General features: G+C 67.1%; 18 protein-coding genes. 10 read left to right on the forward strand and 8 right to left on the reverse strand.

The annotated features are described in order from the left end of the window. The first annotated feature begins 144 nt into the window (after window positions 1-144). Entirely contained in the window at window positions 145-333 is a 189-nt protein-coding gene (locus ACFC51_RS03305) for a hypothetical protein (protein ID WP_376526773.1), read from the forward strand. A gap of 412 nt (window positions 334-745) precedes the next feature. On the opposite strand, the gene ACFC51_RS03310 is transcribed toward ACFC51_RS03305, so the two are convergent. After that, entirely contained in the window at window positions 746-3,457 is a 2,712-nt protein-coding gene (locus tag ACFC51_RS03310) for an NACHT domain-containing protein (protein ID WP_376526776.1), read from the reverse strand. A gap of 434 nt (window positions 3,458-3,891) precedes the next feature. Here ACFC51_RS03310 and ACFC51_RS03315 point away from each other — a divergent pair, with 434 nt between their 5' ends. Further along, window positions 3,892-4,695 carry a hypothetical protein gene (locus tag ACFC51_RS03315; protein ID WP_376526779.1) on the forward strand — a complete coding sequence of 268 codons (804 nt, stop codon included), beginning with the start codon at window positions 3,892-3,894 and terminating at the stop codon, window positions 4,693-4,695. Between the two features lie 21 nt (window positions 4,696-4,716). Continuing rightward, window positions 4,717-5,895 carry an XRE family transcriptional regulator gene (locus ACFC51_RS03320; protein ID WP_376526782.1) on the forward strand — a complete coding sequence of 393 codons (1,179 nt, stop codon included), beginning with the start codon at window positions 4,717-4,719 and terminating at the stop codon, window positions 5,893-5,895. Between the two features lie 32 nt (window positions 5,896-5,927). Here ACFC51_RS03320 and ACFC51_RS03325 read toward each other — a convergent pair whose 3' ends face one another. Both ACFC51_RS03325 and ACFC51_RS03330 read right to left on the reverse strand, forming a co-directional pair. Further along, window positions 5,928-6,455 carry an NUDIX domain-containing protein gene (locus ACFC51_RS03325; protein WP_376526785.1) on the reverse strand — a complete coding sequence of 176 codons (528 nt, stop codon included), beginning with the start codon at window positions 6,453-6,455 and terminating at the stop codon, window positions 5,928-5,930. A gap of 1 nt (window position 6,456) precedes the next feature. After that, a complete protein-coding gene (locus ACFC51_RS03330; protein ID WP_376526787.1) occupies window positions 6,457-7,812 on the reverse strand; it encodes a tetratricopeptide repeat protein in 1,356 nt (451 codons plus the stop codon). Between the two features lie 203 nt (window positions 7,813-8,015). Here ACFC51_RS03330 and ACFC51_RS03335 point away from each other — a divergent pair, with 203 nt between their 5' ends. The 5 genes from ACFC51_RS03335 (at window position 8,016) to ACFC51_RS03355 (ending at window position 12,545) form a co-directional block, all read left to right on the forward strand. After that, window positions 8,016-8,765, forward strand: coding sequence for a hypothetical protein (locus tag ACFC51_RS03335; RefSeq protein ID WP_376526790.1), 750 nt, complete (start codon window positions 8,016-8,018; stop codon window positions 8,763-8,765). Between the two features lie 78 nt (window positions 8,766-8,843). Beyond that, entirely contained in the window at window positions 8,844-9,755 is a 912-nt protein-coding gene (locus ACFC51_RS03340; protein ID WP_376526793.1) for an aminoglycoside phosphotransferase family protein, read from the forward strand. After that, window positions 9,756-10,448: a methyltransferase domain-containing protein gene (locus tag ACFC51_RS03345; RefSeq protein ID WP_355602764.1), complete on the forward strand. Its 693-nt coding sequence runs from the start codon at window positions 9,756-9,758 to the stop codon at window positions 10,446-10,448. A 15-nt stretch (window positions 10,449-10,463) separates the two neighbouring features. Further along, entirely contained in the window at window positions 10,464-10,985 is a 522-nt protein-coding gene (locus ACFC51_RS03350; RefSeq protein WP_376526796.1) for an HAD domain-containing protein, read from the forward strand. Window positions 10,986-11,132: 147 nt separating this feature from the next. Then, entirely contained in the window at window positions 11,133-12,545 is a 1,413-nt protein-coding gene (locus ACFC51_RS03355) for a hypothetical protein (protein WP_376526798.1), read from the forward strand. 78 nt (window positions 12,546-12,623) lie between these two features. On the opposite strand, the gene ACFC51_RS03360 is transcribed toward ACFC51_RS03355, so the two are convergent. From ACFC51_RS03360 to ACFC51_RS03375, 4 genes are all read right to left on the reverse strand, one after another. Further along, window positions 12,624-14,321, reverse strand: coding sequence for a relaxase/mobilization nuclease domain-containing protein (locus tag ACFC51_RS03360; protein WP_376526801.1), 1,698 nt, complete (start codon window positions 14,319-14,321; stop codon window positions 12,624-12,626). Beyond that, entirely contained in the window at window positions 14,311-14,880 is a 570-nt protein-coding gene (locus tag ACFC51_RS03365) for a hypothetical protein (RefSeq protein ID WP_376527059.1), read from the reverse strand. Before ACFC51_RS03365 ends, ACFC51_RS03360 begins: the two co-directional genes overlap by 11 nt. A gap of 315 nt (window positions 14,881-15,195) precedes the next feature. Further along, window positions 15,196-16,614: a DUF3631 domain-containing protein gene (locus tag ACFC51_RS03370; RefSeq protein WP_376526803.1), complete on the reverse strand. Its 1,419-nt coding sequence runs from the start codon at window positions 16,612-16,614 to the stop codon at window positions 15,196-15,198. Between the two features lie 143 nt (window positions 16,615-16,757). Beyond that, window positions 16,758-16,952, reverse strand: coding sequence for a helix-turn-helix transcriptional regulator (locus tag ACFC51_RS03375; protein WP_376526806.1), 195 nt, complete (start codon window positions 16,950-16,952; stop codon window positions 16,758-16,760). A 120-nt stretch (window positions 16,953-17,072) separates the two neighbouring features. Here ACFC51_RS03375 and ACFC51_RS03380 point away from each other — a divergent pair, with 120 nt between their 5' ends. After that, a complete protein-coding gene (locus tag ACFC51_RS03380) occupies window positions 17,073-17,573 on the forward strand; it encodes a helix-turn-helix transcriptional regulator (protein WP_136204661.1) in 501 nt (166 codons plus the stop codon). 24 nt (window positions 17,574-17,597) lie between these two features. Next, window positions 17,598-18,716 carry a tyrosine-type recombinase/integrase gene (locus tag ACFC51_RS03385; protein ID WP_376526808.1) on the forward strand — a complete coding sequence of 373 codons (1,119 nt, stop codon included), beginning with the start codon at window positions 17,598-17,600 and terminating at the stop codon, window positions 18,714-18,716. A 107-nt stretch (window positions 18,717-18,823) separates the two neighbouring features. Here ACFC51_RS03385 and ychF read toward each other — a convergent pair whose 3' ends face one another. After that, window positions 18,824-19,912, reverse strand: coding sequence for a redox-regulated ATPase YchF (gene ychF, locus ACFC51_RS03390; protein WP_376372256.1), 1,089 nt, complete (start codon window positions 19,910-19,912; stop codon window positions 18,824-18,826). Window positions 19,913-20,142 lie beyond the last annotated feature (230 nt).

Here is a 20,142-nt window from a genome sequence, read left to right on the forward strand (position 1 = left end):
GACATCTGGGGGTGTTGCACGGAATGCTGCAACACCCCGACTGTTGCAGCTGGCTCGGCAACATGTTGACCCGTGCGCAACACCCGTCGCGTACCGGAACGTCGTCACCGGAAACTCCCGACCTCACCACCAGGACGACGAAGAATGCGCAAGCCCAAGGCGATCAAGAAGGACCTGAAGACGACCCCGAAGTGGACGGTGCGCATCCGGAGGTTGCGTCGACTCACCCGCCGCGCCGGGTCCGATCTCATCAAGCACGTGCTCCGCGGAGCGGCGTCGGCGCTGGGCTCCACGCTCATGGCGTGGCTCATCTGGTGGGCGATTAATCAGTGAGGCGTGGCCGATCCCCTTCGTGTCGATCAGCGTCGGCCGCGAGCCGGACCCCGTCTGCACGGGGTGAAAACGGAACCACACGCCGGCCACCACACGAGGAAATCGGCCGAGCTCAAACGGGCCCCACCGAAAGCCCGCCTAGGAAACAGCAAGGGGTCGGCTCCCAGAAGGGCCGACCCCACCTGACCTGTGTGTTCGCTAAGCCATCAGCATGGTGTCAGGTCGCTCGCTCCCACGTTAAGGCGGAACGTCGGATAGAAAGCTTGCACTTGCGCAAACGACCATTTCGAGCGGCTATCTCAGCGCGGGAGCGACATCCCAGCACAGCAACCACTGGCATCACACACGTCGCCCAGAGGGTGCGCTTAGTGGGTGGTCAGTGGATCGCATCTGTCTGTCCGGCCAATAATGCTCACTGCTCGTCAGTCCTCTCGGCCGTGCGCAGTCGCCTCTTGGACGGCCCGGCCGCATTCACCGGCTCCACGACCAGCTTCCCCTCCTTGACCATCTTCTTTACGTAGTCCCGCCAGCGTTCGATGCCGTACTCCCGAGTCCACTTCATCCGGACGTCCTCGTCCGGCGGCATGTATCGCTCATTGACGATGATCGACGCGCGGGCATTGACGATCTTGTCTTTGAAGAACGCCTCAATCACACTCGCGTCGACCGGCTCCGCTGACAGACCAAGCAGTTCCCTCATCCGACGCGGACTGCTCGTCAACTCGGTCTGGGTAAGCAGTTCGATCACCTGCTTGTAGGAGTCACCCAGGAGCGCACCACCCGAAGCCTCCGACAGATCCAGCAGGTCGACGTGGCACGAGACCAGCCGCAGGCTGACCCCTGGACCTACGATCAGATTTCGGACCTCCGCCTGATCGAGCGTAACCAGCCCAGAGCCACGGAGTTCGAGCCGGTCGACAACGATGCGGCTCGCAGATCGTGTGACCTCAGCGGTTCCGTGAACCTTCGCCCACAACTCGCCCAGGCTAGCCATGGCGGGACGGATGTGCTCGATGGATCCCGCAGCAATCACTCGCTCCTGAAGCTCCGCAACCACGCGCTCGATTGTCTCGGCCCGGCCCTGCTGCCACATCGAGCGGATCAGCTGCGCACACAGCGCCGAGATGGCGACGTCGGACAGTAGGACCAGTGCCTGCTGGAGCGGCACTCGCGTGACCTGCCGAGCGAGGAAGTGCTCGGCGATCGCAAGGTGGGTGAACCTAAAAGACAGTTCCTCGTCCGACCATTCGGCGCTCATGCCGCACAGCGCAACCAGCCGACGCTTTTCATCCTGCTTAAGGTCTCGCTCCAGCACCTGCCCCGCAGCCAGTTCCAGGTCGTCCTCGGAGATCTCCGGTATCACCTTACGCGCACTCAGTTCAGCGGCTTCGCAGAAGATCTCGGCGAGCTCGTTCTGGTCGAAGATAGGGACACCCTGCTGGCCGACCAGCTTGCTCAGCTCCCGCTGCAAATAGGCGTCAATCACGAAGCGAAGGAACTCGGTCGACTGTCCAGATTGTTTCCAAGCAACGTAGGCAAGGCAGAAAAACGGCGTCGTCAACAGCCTCTGGACCTCCGGTGCATTCTCTGCGGATGCCACGTCAATCGACAGGTTCGCGGTGAGCTCCCGCAACTGCTTCGTACGCCACGGGAGTATTTCCATAGTCGTCAGGCGATGGTGCGACTCTTTCGCAGAGTGCTCCGTCAGGCTGTTCCATAGCCGCGCTTCTGAGTAACTCGATCGCGCTGACAGGATGACGGCCCCCCTGTTACGTAGCTTTTCTAGGATCGGTTGCAAGCCCGACAGAGGGTTGTCGTAGGTGCGGAATCCCAGCATCTCGTCAAAGCCGTCGATCACCAGTATCGCTAGGCCCGCACGGCACAGGGCCAGGACTGATTCCCGATCCAAAATCCTCGTCCTCGCGACGCGGTCGTTGATCAGTCTTTCGAGGCTGGTCGCACCGGATCCGCTGGACGAGATGTAGATCACCACGGGTTCGAGGTCGCTGCTCGCGACCAGCGACTCCCGGGCGAACTGCAGCAGACTGTGTGTCTTGCCAGACCCGGCTTCGCCAGTCAGCGTGATGAGGTTGGTGCTGCCACGGTAAGCATTGACGCCGTCGGTGACCTTCGTGCACGCCTCTGTAATGGTTAGGTCGCTGACAGCCCCGCTGTAGTCGTCGTCAAGCCGCACGAGAGTGGGCACGTGCAGCACCCGCTGCCGCAGATTCGGGAACAGCTCCGTGCTGATCGCTTTCTCTGCGGCAACCTGCTCTTCCAATTCCTCCAGCAGCCGCTGTTTGAGCAACGACCAGTTGCAGATGTCCGCCAGGAACGCCTTATATGGCTTGCGTCCTGCCTCAGTCAGCCAGATCCTGGCGTGGTCTGCTGCGAGCTCGAACCGGTCGACCCGCCTTTCCGCTCCGTCGGAAGTACGCCGGTCCCAGCTCACCACGATCGGATCCGGCGGCGACGCCAGGATGCTAACCGAGCCCTTCTCGCAGAAGCCCTTGAGGTCCCGTTCGACGTCCCGGGCGAAGTCGTCGAGCAACTGGTCACCGCGCTGCAGCCCGAGGTTCTTCAGTGCCCGCAGAGTATCGCGGTCCGTCACGTCGACGGCCTCCCCGCGGCGGGGCCAGTACCGTGCAGATACCCCCGAGTAGGAGTGCAGAGCGGCGAGCTCGCCGTTGACCTTCCGGAAGAGTGGCTCCACCTCGCCAACGTGGCCATGCCCATGAACCCGTCCGATCCGTTCGGCGTTATCGGACACCACTCGATGCAGGACCTCCAAGTCGACATTCTCCGGCACCGGGCCACCATGGCACACCTGGTTGCGCACCAGCCGGATCGACAGCAACGGGTCCTCAACCACCGTGGTGTCAATGCAGGACGTGACAGCAAGCGCGTCCTGCCGACACACAGAGCAACCCAGCCTCTCGCTTTGCAGTTCACCGTATTGAGCCCACTTCTCCAGCGATCCCGGGGTGCTGAACTTGATCGGCTTCGGGTCTGCAGCCGCACAGAGCAGGCCCAACACCCGTAGCTGGTACTCCACGTGGACCAGCATCCTGAACGGCTCTTGCTGAGAGTCAGGGGCCGCGACAAGATCGGCAATGGTCAACATCCACTCCAGGGTGGGCAGTACGGCGTCCGCGCTCACGGAACAGCCACGGGTATCACCAATCTACTGGCATGTACGCCGTCAAGTCGGCCAACTCCAAACGATGTTGAGGCCGCCCCGTTGCCCCGTCGCGAAGGCCCGACAGACCGTCGGCTTTGAGCCGCTTCGGCCGGATGACCGCCATCAAAGTCGCCGAGAATGTGGCGGACTCACGCTAGGGCCCCACCCTGATCGCCGTCGCAAACCTGGAGACCGACCGCCCAACCGAACCCCCTGCACCGCACTCACCACCCCCGCCCGCTTTGACGACGCCGACGGCCGCCGGGGAGGTGACCCACCCACTCAATGGAACATGTGATCGATTTAGGACGATGCACGGAACATGACTCGTGGTTCATTTCTATACACTGAATACTGAGAACGTGTAGAGTCGCCTCATGAGCGAGCAGCAGGATGCGCTGGAAGACCTTGACGAGGCAGGCGTGTTGGCAGCGATCAGCTGGGCGGCCGAGTCGGCGTATGCGCGCACCATGCGCGACTACGACCCCGACGCCGGCCACGATCAGGGTTGGGTCGGGTACACCGCCCATGGTTTTCTGCGCGACCGTCAGGACCGAGTTTTCGCATGCGGCAAGTACGCCGTCAGCTCCCCGGCGGACGCCCTTTCAGGTCTGGACACGGTGGCCGCCGGCCTCCTGCCCAGAGAATTCGACAGGATGCCTCGGATTACCCCAGGCACCGTTACGCGGGCCAATCTCAATGGCTCACCGGGGTGGCGTTTCGGAGACTGGAGATGGCTTCAGTCAGCATTCCCCTTCGGGGAAAGCAACGTGATCCCGTGGCCTCAGAAGAGCCCGACCAAGCGGCGCGTCGCAGCGCAGGCAGTTGCCAATCCAGATCAACCAATGCTCCCCCTGGATGAGGATGAAGCGCCTCTCTTCGAGGACGTCATGGAGGCACTTCTGTCTCTCGATGAAGACGACGGCGCTGTTACAACGCTTGTCGTCGCACATTCAGTCCAGAAAGAGCTCGGCGCCAGAGAACTCTTCCTAGGCCGCTCTCGTTTGAATAAGGGGGGCGGCTCGGCATGGCAATGGAAGCATGATCTACTTACGCCGCCCTCCGGGGACTACGGCCGCACACGGAAGCCCATCACGCCCGAACCGTCGGGCGGGTTTGACTCTGTACCTGACGCGGCCGTTCGACTCCGTCGTCACGTGCAGGAGGGCGACGGAAAGTAGTGATGGAATGAGCGGATGGTCATGGAACGTAGTCGTCTCCCCGAGGTTCGCGTTGGCGACGCCTCGCGACTTTTCGATGGGCGTCGCCTGACGCTAGCGCGTCAACTTGCGGGCCTCCGCAAGAATGCGCTAGCTGCTCAGATCGACAAGAGTCCCACCGCAGTGGCCGCCTATGAGAGCAACTCCAAGCGCCCAGCGCCAGCCACGGTGGCACAGCTGTGCCTGACGCTCGGCGTTGACCCATCGTTCTTCCTCCCGGGACCGCAGCGATCTGAAGCAGGTGGGGCGATTCCCCACTTCAGATCGTTGCGGTCTACATCTCAGCTGGCCCGCGATCAAGCGTTTGCCTACGGTCTGGTCGCCAGCGATGTAGGGGCTGCCCTGGAAAGGCACGTGGAATTCCCCAATCCTGATATTCCCCGACTCATCGTCGACGTCGACGATGAAGGAACGGACCTACCGGAGCAAGCAGCGAGACTGCTACGAAAGCGCTGGGATGTCCCTCACGGCCCAATCGGCCACTTGGTCCGGATGGCTGAGAACCGTGGAATCCTCATCGTGTACAGCCCCATCCAGACTGCCGCAGTAGACGCATATTCGTTTGAGGCGGGCACACGCCCGACTGTCGTCCTAAACCCAGCGAAGAATGACTATTTTCGGCAGCGATTTGATGTTGCGCATGAGATTGGCCATCTCGTGATGCATGTTGACTCGGAGCCTGGCGATCGAATTACCGAGAATCAAGCCCATCGATTTGCGGCGGAACTACTGATGCCTGCCGAAGAAATGCGTGAAGCGCTTCCATCGAAGGCGGATTGGCGAGCCCTTAGCGCGTTGAAGGAAGAATGGAACGTCAGCCTCCAAGCTCTCCTCTACCGATCACGACAGTTGGGAGTAATGAGCGACGTTACATACAGAAACGCCATGCTCTATCTATCGTCAAAGGGCTGGCGCCGCCGCGAGCCCGGCGTGATGCCGGTTACAGAGCAACCGTCACTTTTTCCCAAAGCAGTAGAGATTCTTGGACAAGTAGGCATAGACGAAGACGTTTTGGCCAGGGAAGCCCGCGTGCCTGCGGGTCTGTTCCGAGTTGTCGCATCGAGGTTCCCTATCTGGGAAACTCCCCGAAGCGCGGAGCTCGATCAAGAAGCTGATCTTCCTGCAGGTGTTGTATCCCTCTTCGGGTCGGGCCTGGAGTGAAGCCCGAGCCGTAGCTCACCGCTAACTCCGTCTCACCAGCCGTTCAAGGAGACCTTTGCGCCGCCCTCCAGGTATTGGCGGAGGGCGCTGGCGGTGGTGTCCACGAAGGAATCAGGGATGGCATTGGCATCGACCCAGCGGACCTGGGAGTGCTTGCGGGGTTCGCGGTTTTCTGGTTCACCGGTCCATTCGTGGGCGGCGAAAACGACCGTCAGGAAGCCGTTTGGGGCCTCGACGCCCCAGGCGCCGTGGATGATGTGGGCGACCTTGAGGGACTCAGGCTTCACCGTGAGCCCGGTCTCCTCGTAGAGCTCGCGGACTGCGGTCTCGGTGATGGGCTCTCCCGGCTCGCTCTTGCCGACCGGCAGGTCCCACTTGCCCTGGGCGAACTTGGCGTTCTCGCTGCGTTGGAGGAGGACAACGCGGTTGGTGGCCTTGTCGTGGACGATGACGGCCGCGACCAGCAGCGTCATCGAGTCGAGCGCCGGCTTCAGGGCTTGGGGGCGGCTGTCGGTCTGCTGGACCACGGGGTTCCCTTCGTCGGGGCAGTTGTTGGGCATGTTAAGCGAGGGCCTCGCGGGCACGGCGGGCGAGATCGGCGGCGCCGGGAACGCGGCGGCGCTGGTAGATCGCGAGCGTCGAGCGGATCGAGGTGATCGCCTTGCGGGTGCGGTCGGAGGTCATGCCCTCCATGAGGACGAGGGCCTGGGTCCAGGCCGCGACCGCTTCGTCGGCTCGGGCCTGGGCGGCAAGGCTGTCGCCGAGGTCGGCGTGGGTGAGGGCGTGGACGCGCTTGTACTTCTCCGGGTCCCAGCGGGTGAGCGCGTCGCGGTGCTGCTGTTCCGTGCCGATGTGGTCGGCGAGGTCGGTCAGCGTACGGGCGGTGTGGCTGGCCACGGTGCCGGCGGCGGGGCCGCTGACGCGGGAGAAGCTGGGCTGGGGACCGTCATCGCGCAGGAGTGCATCTTCGGCGGCGAGGAGAGCACGAGCGGCCAATGGGTTCTCACCGACGGCTGCGTAGGCGCGCGCGTGCGTGATGTGGAGGAGGGCTTCGGTCTGGCCGTCCACGTGGCCGAGGCCGCGGGCGAGCGCGCCTTTGACGAGGTCCACGCAGTGGTGGGGTTGCTTGAGGCTGAGGGATTGATGGGCGAGGGCGCGCATCATCCATGCGGCGTGGCCGTGGGGGTCCGCTTCGCAGGCGAGCTGGTAGCCGACCTGGTAGTAGCGCTGGGCAGCGCCTTCTTGTCCAAGGTCATGGTGCTTCCAGCCTGCGAGGTAGGCGAGTTCGGCGACGGCGCCGAAGGCTGCCTGGCGTAAGGCTTCTGTGGGGAAGCGGCCGCGCAGTATTGGGGCTGCCGTGTCAGCGAGGTACGCGGTGACCGTGGTCAGGCCGTGCCCGCCGCCGAGCCGTTCGTCGGCGGCGCTGAAGGCTACCGTGATCTGTCGTACGACGTCGATGTCGTCGCTGCCGACGAGGGAGCGTGCGGTGCGGGCACGAAGCATCCGCGAGGTGGCTTCGTGGTCGTGCAGGAGCGGCATGGCCACGCCGGCCGTGGTGAAGGCGGCGATGGCGAGGAAGCGGCGGCGCTCGACGTCCGCGCGGCCGAGGTCGGTGACCGCGGTGACGGGGTCGGTGTCCGGTGGCGACTCCGTGTCGGGTGAGTGGAGGCCGAGCTCAGTTCGAGTAACGACGCGGCCCAGCCGCCGTGAGAGGGCTTCGGCGAGGTACTGGCCTGCCTGGCCGGATGGCGTGCGGGCACCGCCCACCCAGTGGGAGATGGCCGACTTGTTCGTCTGGAGCAGTTCGCCGTTCTCGGCGGCGATGCGGCGTACGTCCTTGGCGAGTGCCTCGTACGTGCACCCGGCGGCGTTGATCGTGTCGCGCAGGCGGGAGTTGGCGCTGGTCGGTGCTGGCACGATCGCCTCCGCTCCGGATCCGTAAACCGTGTATACCGATTGACCTCGCTCACACCGTACCCACTCTGCGTAGCGGACGGTTCACTTATCGACAGCCGCCCCACTCACGGCATCGCGGGCCGGGCGGCCCCCAAGTTCCGTACGCCCTAACGGGCTCGGGCATTCCTGTGCCCCGGGTCCGGACGATCAGAGACGGAGACACGGTGACCACCATCGACACCGCGACCATCACGGTCGAGCTGCCCGACGCCTTCGACCCACGCTGGAACCGCCTGCCCGGCATCCAGATCGACGGCCGGCGCATCACCATCGACCCGGCCGAGTACTTCTTCCGCTTCGAGTCCAGCACCTGGCTCGTCGCCGACTGGGAGTTGGTGAAGGCCCAGCTCCTGGACGTGGACGAGACGACCGAGAGCGCGGTCGAGCAGCTCGCGCTCGACTTCATCAAGCAGCACAGCGAGTCCACGTCCGACGCGGCCCGCGTCCTGGCCACCGCGTACGGGGTGTACTCGTACCTCTTCCGCGAGGAGCACCTGGCCGGCCTCGGCCTGCCGCAGATCACCGCCGAGCACCTGCGCATGCTGCGCGAGGCGGCCACGCTGATGGCGCTCAACAAGGTCGAGCTGGACGGGCACATCTCCAACGTCGGCCCGTGCTGGTTCTTTCCCGCCGCCACGTCCGTCGTCTTCGACCTGGACGACGAGACGGGCGGAATGCTGGACGAGGTCTACCACGGCGGCTGGTTCAACGAGCACCGCCGAATCGAGTCCATCAAGGCCCACGCCGCCCTCGGCGGCCGGCTCGTGCACGGCTGCCAGTCCGTGCCGGACCAGTCCGGCGGCGTGGTCGCGCCCTACGGTGCCTCGATGGCCAACTTCCGTGACGACCTGGCCGAGTTCAAGGCGGGCTGGATCGAGCAGGTCTACGCCCACCGCGTGACCGCAGCCGAGTAACCCCGCCCCCGTACGGCTCCGGGGCGGACCAGCTCGCGCGCGCCCGCCCCGGAGCCCACCATCCCCCTGGAGACCCCCATGGACCAGAGCCTGTCCGCCACCCTGCTGGACGACCTGTGCACCCTCGTCGGCAAGCCCCTCCCCCACCGTGCCGAGATTCGTGTCTGGGGCATGTCCGGCGTCGAACGCGTCACCTTCCCCGACGGGACCACCGCTGTTTTCAAGTACGCCAAGGAGCCCTTCGACCGCGAGGCGCAGGCCCTGCGGCTGGCCCACCAGCGCGGGCTCCCGGTCCCTGCCCTCCACGCCACCGCCATGCAGGACAAGTGGATCGGGATGCTCATGGACGACCTCGGCACCCCCGTACGGAACGCAGACGACCTCGACGGTGTCGCCGCCGCCGTCATGCTCCACGCCGTCCGCCCCGCGGGCGGTCTGCCCCTCCTCGACGGGGCGGGCCTCGCAGCCCTGCCCGGCCGAGCCCTCGATCACCTCCAGCAGCTACGGAAAGCCGACCGATGGACGGACTGCGACGACATCGAGACCGCGCTGGGGAAGATCTCCGCCGCAGCCGAAACCCGTGTCCAGGGTGCGACGCTCGACCCGTTCGGCTGGGTCCACTCCGAGTTCCACCCCACGAGCGTCCACATCGGGGAGAACGGCTGGCACCTCCTCGACTTCGCCCGCGCCTTCACCGGACCCGGCCTGATCGACCTCGCCTCGTACCACGGCACCACCGACGTGCCGAGCCCCTTCCGCATGCGGGTGTTCCTGGAGCAGTACGTCACCGCAGGCGGTCATGAGGACGCCCTCGCCGCGCGGGGCGGACTGGCCGCCGAGGCATGGGCCCTGGGCTGGCACCGCATGTGGGCCGTGGAGTGGTTCATGGAGCAGGCCATCCGCTGGATTAACGACCCGGCCAAGGACTCCGCGTACATCCCCGTTGTCCGCCGCCACCTGAACGACGTGGTCCACCTCCTGGAGGTCTAGGTGCTCGCCCAGGTCTCCCCGTGGTACGCCCACGCAGTCCAGCGCACAGCCGCTGCTCCCGCGCACGCCCTCAGCGCACCGGCCCGGATGGAATGGAGCACTCACGCGGGCATCGGTCCCGGCGCCGAGGTCCTGGGACGGGACCTGTGCGGCAAGCGCGTCCTGGAGCTGGGCTGCGGCCCCGGCCACAACGTTGCCCACCTCGCGAAGCACCACCAGACCCGCGTCTCCGGCGTGGACCTGGTCGGCCTCCAGGTACGCCGGGCCCGCTCCCACTACGGCCACATCGACGGCGCCACCTTCGCCGCCGGCCACGCACTGCACCACCTGCAGGCCACCGGCCGGACCTTCGACGCGATCTACTCCGTCTTCGGCGCCGTCGGCCTCGTCGCCCCCGAGCTCCTCCTCGCCGCCATTTCCCGACGCCTGGAACCAGGCGGTGTCCTGGCCTTCTCCGTCCCTCACCCGGCACGGGCCGGAAGACATCCATCCACGGACGACCGTCCGCGCGAGGACTACGTCACCATGCCCGACCGCACCCGATTGCCCCTCGCCCGATGGGAGTTCGACGCCCGCCGCTGGGGCGCTCATCTCTCCCGGACCGGCCTGCGCATCACCTCGGCGGTGGAGCTGCGGCACCCGCGCCGCGACCCGTGGCCCACCACGCTCCTGATCACCGCCCGCAAACGCTGACCGACGGAGGCACCGATGACCCTGCCCTACCTGCTCCTGGACATCGACGGCGTCCTCATCCCGTTCCCGGCCGCCGACGGCAGCACTCCGCCCACCCACGTCCGCCACACCGTCCTGCCCACCGGCCGGCACCCCGACGACCCCGTGCCCATCTGGCTCGACCCGAGTCAGGGCGGCATTCTCACCGACCTCCTGACCAGCGGACTCGTCACCCCCGTGTGGTGCACGAGCTGGCGCAACGACGCCACCACGATCATCGGCCCCCTCCTGGGGTTGCCCGACTTCCCTTACCTCGACCTGCCTCGCCCCCAGATCACCACCAGCCACCCCGACGGCTACCTCTGGAAACGAGACCACGTCGACGTCTGGCTGGCAGACACCCCCGCCGTCTGGATCGACGACGACTTCACCGGCCTCGACCATGAATGGGCAGCAGAGCGCACCGCCAAGGGGACGCCGACCCTCCTCGTTCAGCCAGACCCATACCTCGGGCTGCAGCCCGAGCACCTGACCGAGCTCACGACATGGATCTCGTAGTTACCCACAGCCCGCGCCGTCTGACGACTGATCCCCTCGCTGCCACGAGCAGCGAGGGCACCAGCGTGTTGCTCGAGCGTCTACCGTCTGCGGTCTGTGGCGGGGATCGGCACCGCTGATGTCGGAGTCGGCTGGAACACTGCGGCCGTGATCAACGAAACAACCCCGGACCTTCCTGATACTCCCGCCGGTTCCCTGCCACCCACAGCACAGGCTGAACTCGCCGACATCGCCTGGGAGGAGCTGCCGCACGTCTGTACGGGCCAGCACAGTGTGCGTGACACACCGGACATCCTCGGCGCTGTGCTCGCCACCGACCCGGCCTGCCGGGTGCGGGCTGTGGAGGACCTGTATCGGCTGCTCCTCAATCGGGAGCAGGTTTTCCCGGCGTCCGCTCCGGCGGCCTTGGTCCTCGCTCGTCTTCTTGACGATCCGCGCACCCTCGCCGAAGACCGGTGGGAGCGCAGGGCCGGCCGGCGGTCGCTTCGCGCCGAACTGCTGAACTGGCTTGCTTCGTTCGCCGACATCGCCCGCCTGGACGTCGAAGACGGCGTCGGCACGGCGCAAGATCTGGCTGCCGCCCGTGCGGCAAGGCCAATACTCCACGACCGCATCGTGGATTTCTGCGACGACGACGATCCACTGGTGAGGGAGGCCGCGCTTGCGGCTACAGCCCTGCTCCTGGCCGACCCCGCCCTCACCTCGTCCGTACCCCGATACGCCCCCGCCGTCCGCGAGGTCCTTGCCGTGAGCGCGGACTCGTACTACCGGTGGATCGCCCGGGAACGGCTGGCCGCCTGGGGGGAGGATGTCACCGGTCTCGTCACTGCGGAGGAGGAGCGCCGCGCAGCCCTGGACCGGGCAGGCGAGTTGGCGGATGACCCATTCGGCCGAGACCAGGAGCAGGCGATCCGCTGGCTGGAAGAGCAACCCAGGGACACCGCGGCTCCGGAACGATTCGGTCACCGGCGAGAGGACCGGACCGCGCCCATACCGGCCGCCCCGCACGAGCCGGCACCCGAGCCGCCCGTGGCCGTCACGGGGTACCGCGGCCCGTGGCGGATTGCCCGGGAGAAGGAGCGCGCCGAGTGGACGTTCACGCCATACGTAGGAGTCGGCCCCCTGCACTTTGGGATGACTTTGGAAGAGATCACCCACGTCCTCGGCGAAGGACCTGCCGTCGTGTCCTACTCCCACCACGGCGAGGGCCAGCAAGTCAACTACGCAGACTTCACCGAGAGCGGGATCAGGGCCCTCTTCCATGACGACCATCTGGGGTGCGTCGCCGCCGACGCCCTCACCGGCCCCCAGGTGAGACTGGACGCTACCCCGCTGACCGGTTGCGTCCATTCTGACGTGGAGAACTGGCTGGTCCACCGCACAACACGGCTTGGCAGCCTGGCGTACAGCGTCGCTGGCGATCCGGTATTCGCCGACCTCGGTCTAGCAATCCGCTCCCAGCGGGCCGACGACGTCGTCCTGACCCGCCCCCTCTTCCTGCTCTACGACTGGCTCGACCTGTGGCACGCACTGCCCCGTGAGGAGTGGAACTGCTCTTGAAGCGTGGTTCGCCGGTCGACCTCACCTGAGTGCGAGGCCGACCGGTACAACGTTCCGCCTAATCGAGCAATAGCAGGGTCAACGGTGTCGACTGCGCCCTTCGAGACTCCTAGCCACTGGTGCGGCCGGAGAATGTGGGGCAGGGGGCTTGGGCGACGTTCCGCTGATGATGCTTCGGCTGTGAGCTGCACGCGTCCTCCTGTTCGGCTGAGCGGTGATGCGCCAGGCGAGAACCTCGGCCGGGTGCTCGGCGCTGTCGAGCTCCCGCTGGGCGCCCGCCTCGGCCAGGAGGCGTCGGGGGTTGTGGCCGGCGGTCTCGGCGTGGGCGAGGGTTGTGGTCATAGCGATCCAAGTGGGGTCGGCGAGGATGCGGTCGGCGTGGTCGGGGAGGGCCGCACGAACGTCCTGCTCGTAGCGGCTGGCGGTCGCGGCTCGTGGTGCGCGGCGGGCCAAGTCCGCCAAGACGGGTGCGGCGGCCTGCTGGTAACCGGCCTGGAGGTGGCGGAAGGCTTCTTCGGCCGCTGCGGCTTGCTGTTGGTGGCCGCGCTGCTCGTGCCACTTGGCGGCGGCGCGGGCCAGGTGCACGGTGGCGAAGAGCAGGGCGATGGCGAGTCCGCCGGGCTCGTTGGAGGCGTAGGCGAGTTCCTTGGCGGCCTGGCGCAGGGCGGTAGCGGCCTGGTGATCCGCGCGGGTGGCGGATCGGCGGGCTCGGTTGAACGTCGAGGCGGCTGCGCGTAGCTCTGCGCGGTGCGGGCCCGGTGTGGCGCTGGCGATGTTGTAGAGGGTGTCGCCGAAGGCGGCAAGGTGGGCCTGGGCGGCAGCATCGTCGTCGGAGTCGAGGATGATGTGCGCCGTCTGTATCGCGGTGATGGTGTGCTGCCACGGCTCGGCGGAGTCTGCCGCGAACCGGGGGCGGTCGGCTTTCTCCTGGTCGGGGAGACGTTCGCGGAGGCGGTTGATCGAGAGGTCAGGAGCGAGCTTCGAGCCGCCGTACCAGATGGGTTCACCGGCGCTGTTGGTGTCGCCGGGTGCGGCGAGGCTGTAGCCGATCACGTCGCCGCTCTCGGGGCCGAGGCGTGTCTTGATCTTGATCCCGAGGGACTGCAGCACGGTGAAGTAGTCGGCCTCGGTGTGTACGGCGGCGGCGACCGCGTAGGCGCGCTCGCGCAGCCAGTGCCGTGCCGTCACGGTCTGGCCCTGGCGCTCGGCCTTGGCGCGTTCGGCGCCGGTGGGGGTGCGGGGCGCGGTGAGGTCTCCGGACTTCAGGCGGCGCAGGCCGTACTCGGTCTCGATCCTGCGGCACTCGGCCTGGGCCCGTCGGCCGTCCTGGTGCGTGCGTGGGCGGCGTCCGTCGGCGCGGACGGTGGTGGCCATGATGTGGATGTGGTCGTCGGCGTGGCGTACCGCGATCCATCGGCAAGCCTTCTCGTCGCCGTCGGGGGCGATGCCCGTGGCGTGCACGACGCGGCGGGCGACCTCGGCCCATTCGGCGTCGGTGAGGTAGCGGTCGCCGGGCGCGGTGCGGACAGGGCAGTGCCAGACGTGCTGAGGTGGTTTCTTGCCGCCCAGCTCGCGGGTGCGGAGGTCGACGTGGTGGTCGAGTCGCCTGGCGAGCTGGGAGTAGGTGGCTGCCGGGTCACGGCCGGGGCCCGGGGCGCCGGCCATGTCCCAGGCGGCGACGATGTGGGGGTTGGTGTGCTCGTCGCGGCGCCCAGGGCCGAAGAGGTAGGCGATCAGTCCGCGGCTGTCGGAACCGGTGGAGACGTCAGGAACCATGAGCCGTGCCGTTCGTCAGGAGCTGGTCGATGAAGTGGAAGCTGTTCTGTGCTGCTTGCTCGACACGGTCGAGAACCGCCTCGGCGCGCTCGGGCACGGTTCCTCGGTTGATGGCTGCGGTGATCTGGTTGAGGTTGCCGCCGATGCGGTTCAGCGCGACCGTGTGCGCCTCGACGGCCTCGATCAGCGGGCGCAGAGGATCGTCCTCCGGGCTGCCGACCATCCCCGCCTTGCCCACCGCAACAGCCAGGGCTGCATCCCCGACGAATCCGGCGAACCTCTGACCGCGCTGGTGAGCGGCGGCACTGATCACTTGGACCGCGGTGCGTGTGAAGCGGATGGTCTTCTCCTGGTCGCGCTTCTCCACGGTGCGCTTGCGGTTCATCTGCGCGGGCAGGGCAGGGGCGTCGAGATCCCGCCAGGAGAGCTGCTCGACGAGCGGTGGGGCATCGGCCGGACTGCTGGGAGGAGCGGAGTCGGCTGCGGGCCGGCCGGAGTCCTCGGCCACCCCCTCCTTCGGCTCGGGCGCCCCCTGGCGCTCGGCCTTGTCCTCCGCCATCCCTGAGGCGGGGGCAAGCGCGGACGAAGCCTCGTTAGAGGCTCGTTCGCTCCAGCTTGCTGCTGGTCGTCGGGTGAGCCTGAACAACTTCCTGCGGCGGCGGGAGGTGGGGTCGTCGGCGTTCGATTCGGGCATGGTGGTGCTCCGTCAGTCGTGTGGGGTGACGCGTCGTCGCATCCGTCGCATCCGTCGCGTGGCTGGTCGGCACAGGTACGGAGATGGCCGCAGGTACGGAGTGATCCGTAACGCCGAGGAAATCCGTCCCCGCGCTGACCTGCGCGGGGACGGATGCGACGGATTGATGCGGACCTGGAGTCAGCGAGTGGGCCTGGGCCCTGCGGGCCCTCCCGGCGGGCCGGTGGGCAGCGTCCCGCACGGAGGGGCAGGCGGCTTGCCTCGGGTCGGACGTGCCGGGACCTCGGCTGTGGGTACCGATGCGGCGGGGGCAGGGCAGTAGCGAGCCCAGGCGTCCAGAAACTGGTTGCGGGCGTACGCCTTGGCCTGCCTGCCGTTCTCGAAACGGTAGTTGGCCGGGCTGATACCGAAATCGCGCAGCAGATTCGCCAGGTGGTAGGCGTTCAACCCCTTCGTGCCGTACTCCGCCCACGGAGCCTCGGCGTCCTGGATCAGCACAGCCAGCAGGTCCTGACTGCGCAGCGCCTCCCTGCCGCCCTCCTGATCGAAGACACGGCGGATGTCACGCAGCAGCCGCGTCTTCAGCGTCGTCTGCTCGTCCTGGACCACCTCGCTGCGCGTCATCGACAGACAGGCGGCACGTGCCCGCGCGGGCCATTGCCCACCGGCGAGATCGGCGACGATGACGAGCGGCTCCCATGTGTCGGCGGCGCGGTCCTCGACGGGCATCTTCGGCACCGAGCCCGCGACGGTGCCGCGCAGCGGGACCAGCCAGTCGGCCAGCCGGTCGCGAAGCGCGTGCAGCTCTGGCACGGAGTACCGCGAACGGAACGGAGTGATCCGCTCGCCCGGCTTGCGCTTCTGCATGCGGATGACGATCGCCCGGTCCATGATCGTGTCCGGCAGGTCGCCGATACCGGCCAGAGCCGCCATCGCGAAGGTGGGGAACGCGGTCGGCTTGTGCTCCGGCCCGGAGATCCGCCAGGCCGGCCGGTTGCGCTGATGCCCGGCGTTCAGCAGGCCGCGCAGGTCCTCCTTGTCGCCCGCCTTGGGGCCGAAAATGGTGTCGGCCTCGTCCACCAGCAGCGTCGGCGGGTTCTTGCCGATGACGCGGAAGACGACCGCGGGGGAGGTGTTCACCGTCATCATCGGCTGGTGGACGGTCTCGTAGAGAACGTCCAGGAGACGGGACTTGCCGCACCCCTTGGTCGGTCCCACCACGGCAAGCCGTGGCGCGTGCTGGAGGCCGGGCTGGATGTGGGAGGCCGCGACCCAGAGGGTGACGGCGGTCAGGGCCTCGTCGCTCGGCAGCACCACGTACCGCCCGATCGCCGTGCGGAGATCGTCCAGCAGCGCGCTGCCCTCGCCTGCCGCCCCGCCGCCGTCTTGGGTTTCTGATCCGCCTGGAGCAGGATCGCCTGCGCTGTCCGGCAAACCGGGTGTACTCCGATTCGGGGCATCGGAGGTCGCGCCTCCCGTTTCGGGGCGTGGTTCCGTCCGCTCCTCGCGGTTCCGAGGCAGACCCTGGCCCGGGATCGCGATCGGTGGCCAGGCAACACCGGATGCCTTCGAGGTGGCGGGGGACGTAGGGTCCTTCATAGATGTTCCTCTCAGGTGGGGGCGAGACGGGCAAGGTCTCGCCCCCGACCAGTTCGTTCAGGGATGGGCGAGGTGCAAGGGGATCTCCGGCCCTCGGCGTAGGCGCGCCGAGGGCCGTTCCTGTGTCCGGGCGGTCCGGCGGCTCATGAGACCAGGCCCCACTCGTCTCCGCCGTCGATCAGCGCGCGCTCGTAGCGCAGCAGTTCGACCTCGGGGTAGAGCACCCGCTTGCCGACCTTGATGCCGCGGGGTCCCTTCTGGAGATGGCGCCAGTAACGGACAGTGCTCTCGGCGGTGCGGTAGCGCTCGGCGACCTCGGCGGTGGTCAGGTATCGCATGCGTTCCCATTCGGCTAGGCGGCGATTCGATCTGCATAATCAGTACCTCATGATCGGCGGTTAGCCAAACCGGGAAGCCCATGTTTCAATTTGGATAGCGACGGTCGCGATGGAGGTTCGATGGCAGGCGAGAAGGCCGAGGGTGGCGAAGTGCCGCTGCTCTACAGCGAAGGCAACGTGGCGGGCCGCGTGGCCCTGGAGCGCGAGGTCAGAGGGTGGAGCACGACCGAGCTGGCCGAGCGGGTGACCAGAGCGGGCGTGAAGATGAACCAGACGGCCGTGTGGCGCATCGAGAACGGCTCACCCCGCCGCCGGATCAACCTCGATGAGGCACTCGCCTTCTCCCGCGTCTTCGAGCTCCCCCTCGAAGAGCTCATGTCACCGCCCTTGGAAGGGCTCGACATCGACAGCCGACGGCTCGTCCAGGAAGCCGTCGAAGCGTTCTACGAAACTCGCGACGCCCGGGACCGCCTGCACCGCGCCGTGGTCGCCGTCGCCGACCACATCAAGGCACACCCCGACAGCTCACGCGCGATCAACGAGCAGTGCCTCCGCCTCATGGGCGACGAGCGGGACGCTCGCACCCTCACCAGCGACATCGAGGACGGCGGCCACTACTGACAACCAGCACGAAGGAGAAGCCACTTGGCGAACATCCAGAAGCGACCCAACGGCAAATGGCGTGCCCGCTACCGCGACCTCGACGGCAAGGAACACGCCCGCCACTTCGACCGCAAGATCGACGCCCAGCGCTGGCTCGACGAGGTCACGACCAGCGTGGTCACCGGGCAGTACGTCGACCCGCGCTCGGCGAAGAAGCCCTTCAAGGAGTACGCGGAGGAGTGGCGGGCCAGCCAGCCGCACCGGCCGTCGACGGCCAAGGCCGTAGCCCAGCACCTGCGTTGCTACGCCTACCCCGTCTGGGAGAAGCGAGCACTCGGTGCGATCAAGCCCGGTGACGTGCAGAGTTGGATCACCAGTTTGACGACCACCCACAAGCTCGCCGCGAGCACCTCCCGCACCGTCTTCAACACGGTCAACGCGGTCTTCCGGGCAGCGGTCCGCGACCGCATGATTCCGCACAACCCCTGCACCGACGCGAAGCTGCCCTCAGTGCCCCGGAAGAAGGTGGTGCCGCTCGCGGTCGAGCAGGTGCGGACGCTGGCCGAGGAGATACCCGGCCGCTACAAGGGCCTGGTCCTGCTGGGCGCTTGCACAGGGCTCCGCCCTGGCGAGCTCTTCGGCCTCCAGCTTCGGCACGTGGACCTGCAACACGCCACTGTCTCGGTCGAGCAGCAGATCCAGCAGACCGCCAAGCACGGCGTGTACGTCTGCCCGCCCAAGACCGCTCGCTCGCACCGCACGGTTCCGCTCCCCCGCATAGCGGTGGATGCGATGAAGGCCCACCTGCGGGACTTCCCCGCCGATGGGCCCGAGGGCTGGATCTTCACGGCGCCGCAGGGCGGGCCCGTGGTCTACACGCACTTCATGGACGGGTCCTGGAGGCCCGCCTGCGCGAAGGCCGGCGTACCGAAGGGCACCGGACCCCACGCTCTCCGGCACCACTACGCCAGCCTGCTGATCAAGCACGGCGAGTCGGTGAAGACCGTCTCCGAGCGCCTCGGCCACACCAACGCGGCCATGACGCTGAACATTTACACCCACCTGTGGCCCGACTCCGAGGAGCGGACCCGGGCCGCCGTCGACAAGGCGTACGCGGACCGGTCCGCCGAGGCTCAGCCGCAGGTCGACGAAGCGGCGTAACCGCTCCCCGCGTGCCGGACTCATCCAGCACGCTGCGGACTCTGTGCGGACCGCAAAGGCCGCCCAACCCGCTCCGTCGCAGGTCAGACGGCCTTTCGCCGGACGTATTAGACGTTGAAGCGGAACTCCACCACGTCGCCGTCCTGCATCACGTAGTCCTTGCCCTCCATGCGCGCCTTGCCCTTGGCGCGGGCCTCGGCGACCGAGCCGGTCTCGACGAGGTCGTCGAAGGAGACGATCTCCGCCTTGATGAAGCCCTTCTGGAAGTCGGTGTGGATCACACCGGCCGCCTCGGGGGCCGTGGCGCCCTTCTTGATCGTCCAGGCGCGGGCCTCCTTCGGCCCTGCCGTGAGGTAGGTCTGGAGGCCCAGGGTGTCGAAACCGACGCGGCCGAGGGTGGCGAGGCCGGGCTCCTCCTGGCCCATGGACTGGAGGAGTTCGAGGGCCTCCTCGTCGTCGAGCTCGATCAGTTCGGACTCGATCTTGGCGTTGAGGAAGATCGCCTCCGCCGGGGCCACCAGGGCGCGCTGCTCGTTCTTGAAGTCCTCGTCGACCAGCTCGTCCTCGTCGACGTTGAAGACGTAGAGGAAGGGCTTCGTCGTGAGCAGGTGCAGCTCGTGGAGGAGGCGGCCCTTCTCCGTGCCGGCGGTGATGCCCCGGGAGAAGAGCGTGTCGCCCGCCTCGAGGATCTTCTGGGCCTCCTCGACGGCGGCGAGGACCGCGACCTTCTCCTTCTGGAGGCGGGACTCCTTCGTCAGGCGCGGGACGGCCTTCTCGACGGACTGGAGGTCGGCGAGGATCAGCTCGGTGTTGATCGTCTCGATGTCGTCCTTGGGCGAGACCTTGCCGTCGACGTGGACGACGTTCTCGTCCTTGAAGGCGCGGATGACCTGGCAGATCGCGTCGGACTCGCGGATGTTCGCGAGGAACTTGTTGCCCAGGCCCTCGCCCTCGCTCGCGCCGCGCACGATGCCCGCGATGTCGACGAAGTCGACCGTCGCGGGGAGCAGCTTCTGCGAGCTGAAGATCTCGGCGAGCTTGTCCAGGCGGGGGTCGGGGACGCCCACGACGCCCACGTTCGGCTCGATGGTGGCGAACGGGTAGTTGGCCGCCAGCACGTCGTTCTTGGTCAGGGCGTTGAACAGGGTCGACTTGCCGACATTCGGCAGACCGACGATTCCGATCGTGAGCGACACTTTGGCGACTTCCTGGAGTGAGGAGAGGGGCTGTCCGGGCGGGCCGGGAGTGGACCGGTTCTCCAGTTTACGGGCGAGGCGGGGCGGCCGGTCACGGGTGCGGGGGCGCAGGCCGGACGGGGCCCCGCCGGGGCCGAACGGTGCTGTTTCGGCCGTGTGGGATCGAACGCAGTGCCAAGGTAGGCCAAAGCGCGTGTCCAACGCCCGAAAGAGTGCACCCGGCGACCTAG

The organism is Streptomyces sp. NPDC055962 (assembly GCF_042270185.1).
In the GTDB taxonomy this organism is placed as follows: domain Bacteria; phylum Actinomycetota; class Actinomycetes; order Streptomycetales; family Streptomycetaceae; genus Streptomyces.

Coding starts and splice junctions, on each gene's coding strand:
- ACFC51_RS03305 (WP_376526773.1), top strand. CDS start 145: ATGCGCAAGCCCAAGGCGATCAAGAAGGACCTGAAGACGACCCCGAAG.
- ACFC51_RS03310 (WP_376526776.1), bottom strand. CDS start 3,457: ATGTTGACCATTGCCGATCTTGTCGCGGCCCCTGACTCTCAGCAAGAG.
- ACFC51_RS03315 (WP_376526779.1), top strand. CDS start 3,892: ATGAGCGAGCAGCAGGATGCGCTGGAAGACCTTGACGAGGCAGGCGTG.
- ACFC51_RS03320 (WP_376526782.1), top strand. CDS start 4,717: ATGGAACGTAGTCGTCTCCCCGAGGTTCGCGTTGGCGACGCCTCGCGA.
- ACFC51_RS03325 (WP_376526785.1), bottom strand. CDS start 6,455: ATGCCCAACAACTGCCCCGACGAAGGGAACCCCGTGGTCCAGCAGACC.
- ACFC51_RS03340 (WP_376526793.1), top strand. CDS start 8,844: ATGGACCAGAGCCTGTCCGCCACCCTGCTGGACGACCTGTGCACCCTC.
- ACFC51_RS03350 (WP_376526796.1), top strand. CDS start 10,464: ATGACCCTGCCCTACCTGCTCCTGGACATCGACGGCGTCCTCATCCCG.
- ACFC51_RS03360 (WP_376526801.1), bottom strand. CDS start 14,321: ATGGTTCCTGACGTCTCCACCGGTTCCGACAGCCGCGGACTGATCGCC.
- ACFC51_RS03365 (WP_376527059.1), bottom strand. CDS start 14,880: ATGGCGGAGGACAAGGCCGAGCGCCAGGGGGCGCCCGAGCCGAAGGAG.
- ACFC51_RS03370 (WP_376526803.1), bottom strand. CDS start 16,614: ATGAAGGACCCTACGTCCCCCGCCACCTCGAAGGCATCCGGTGTTGCC.
- ACFC51_RS03375 (WP_376526806.1), bottom strand. CDS start 16,952: ATGCGATACCTGACCACCGCCGAGGTCGCCGAGCGCTACCGCACCGCC.
- ACFC51_RS03380 (WP_136204661.1), top strand. CDS start 17,073: ATGGCAGGCGAGAAGGCCGAGGGTGGCGAAGTGCCGCTGCTCTACAGC.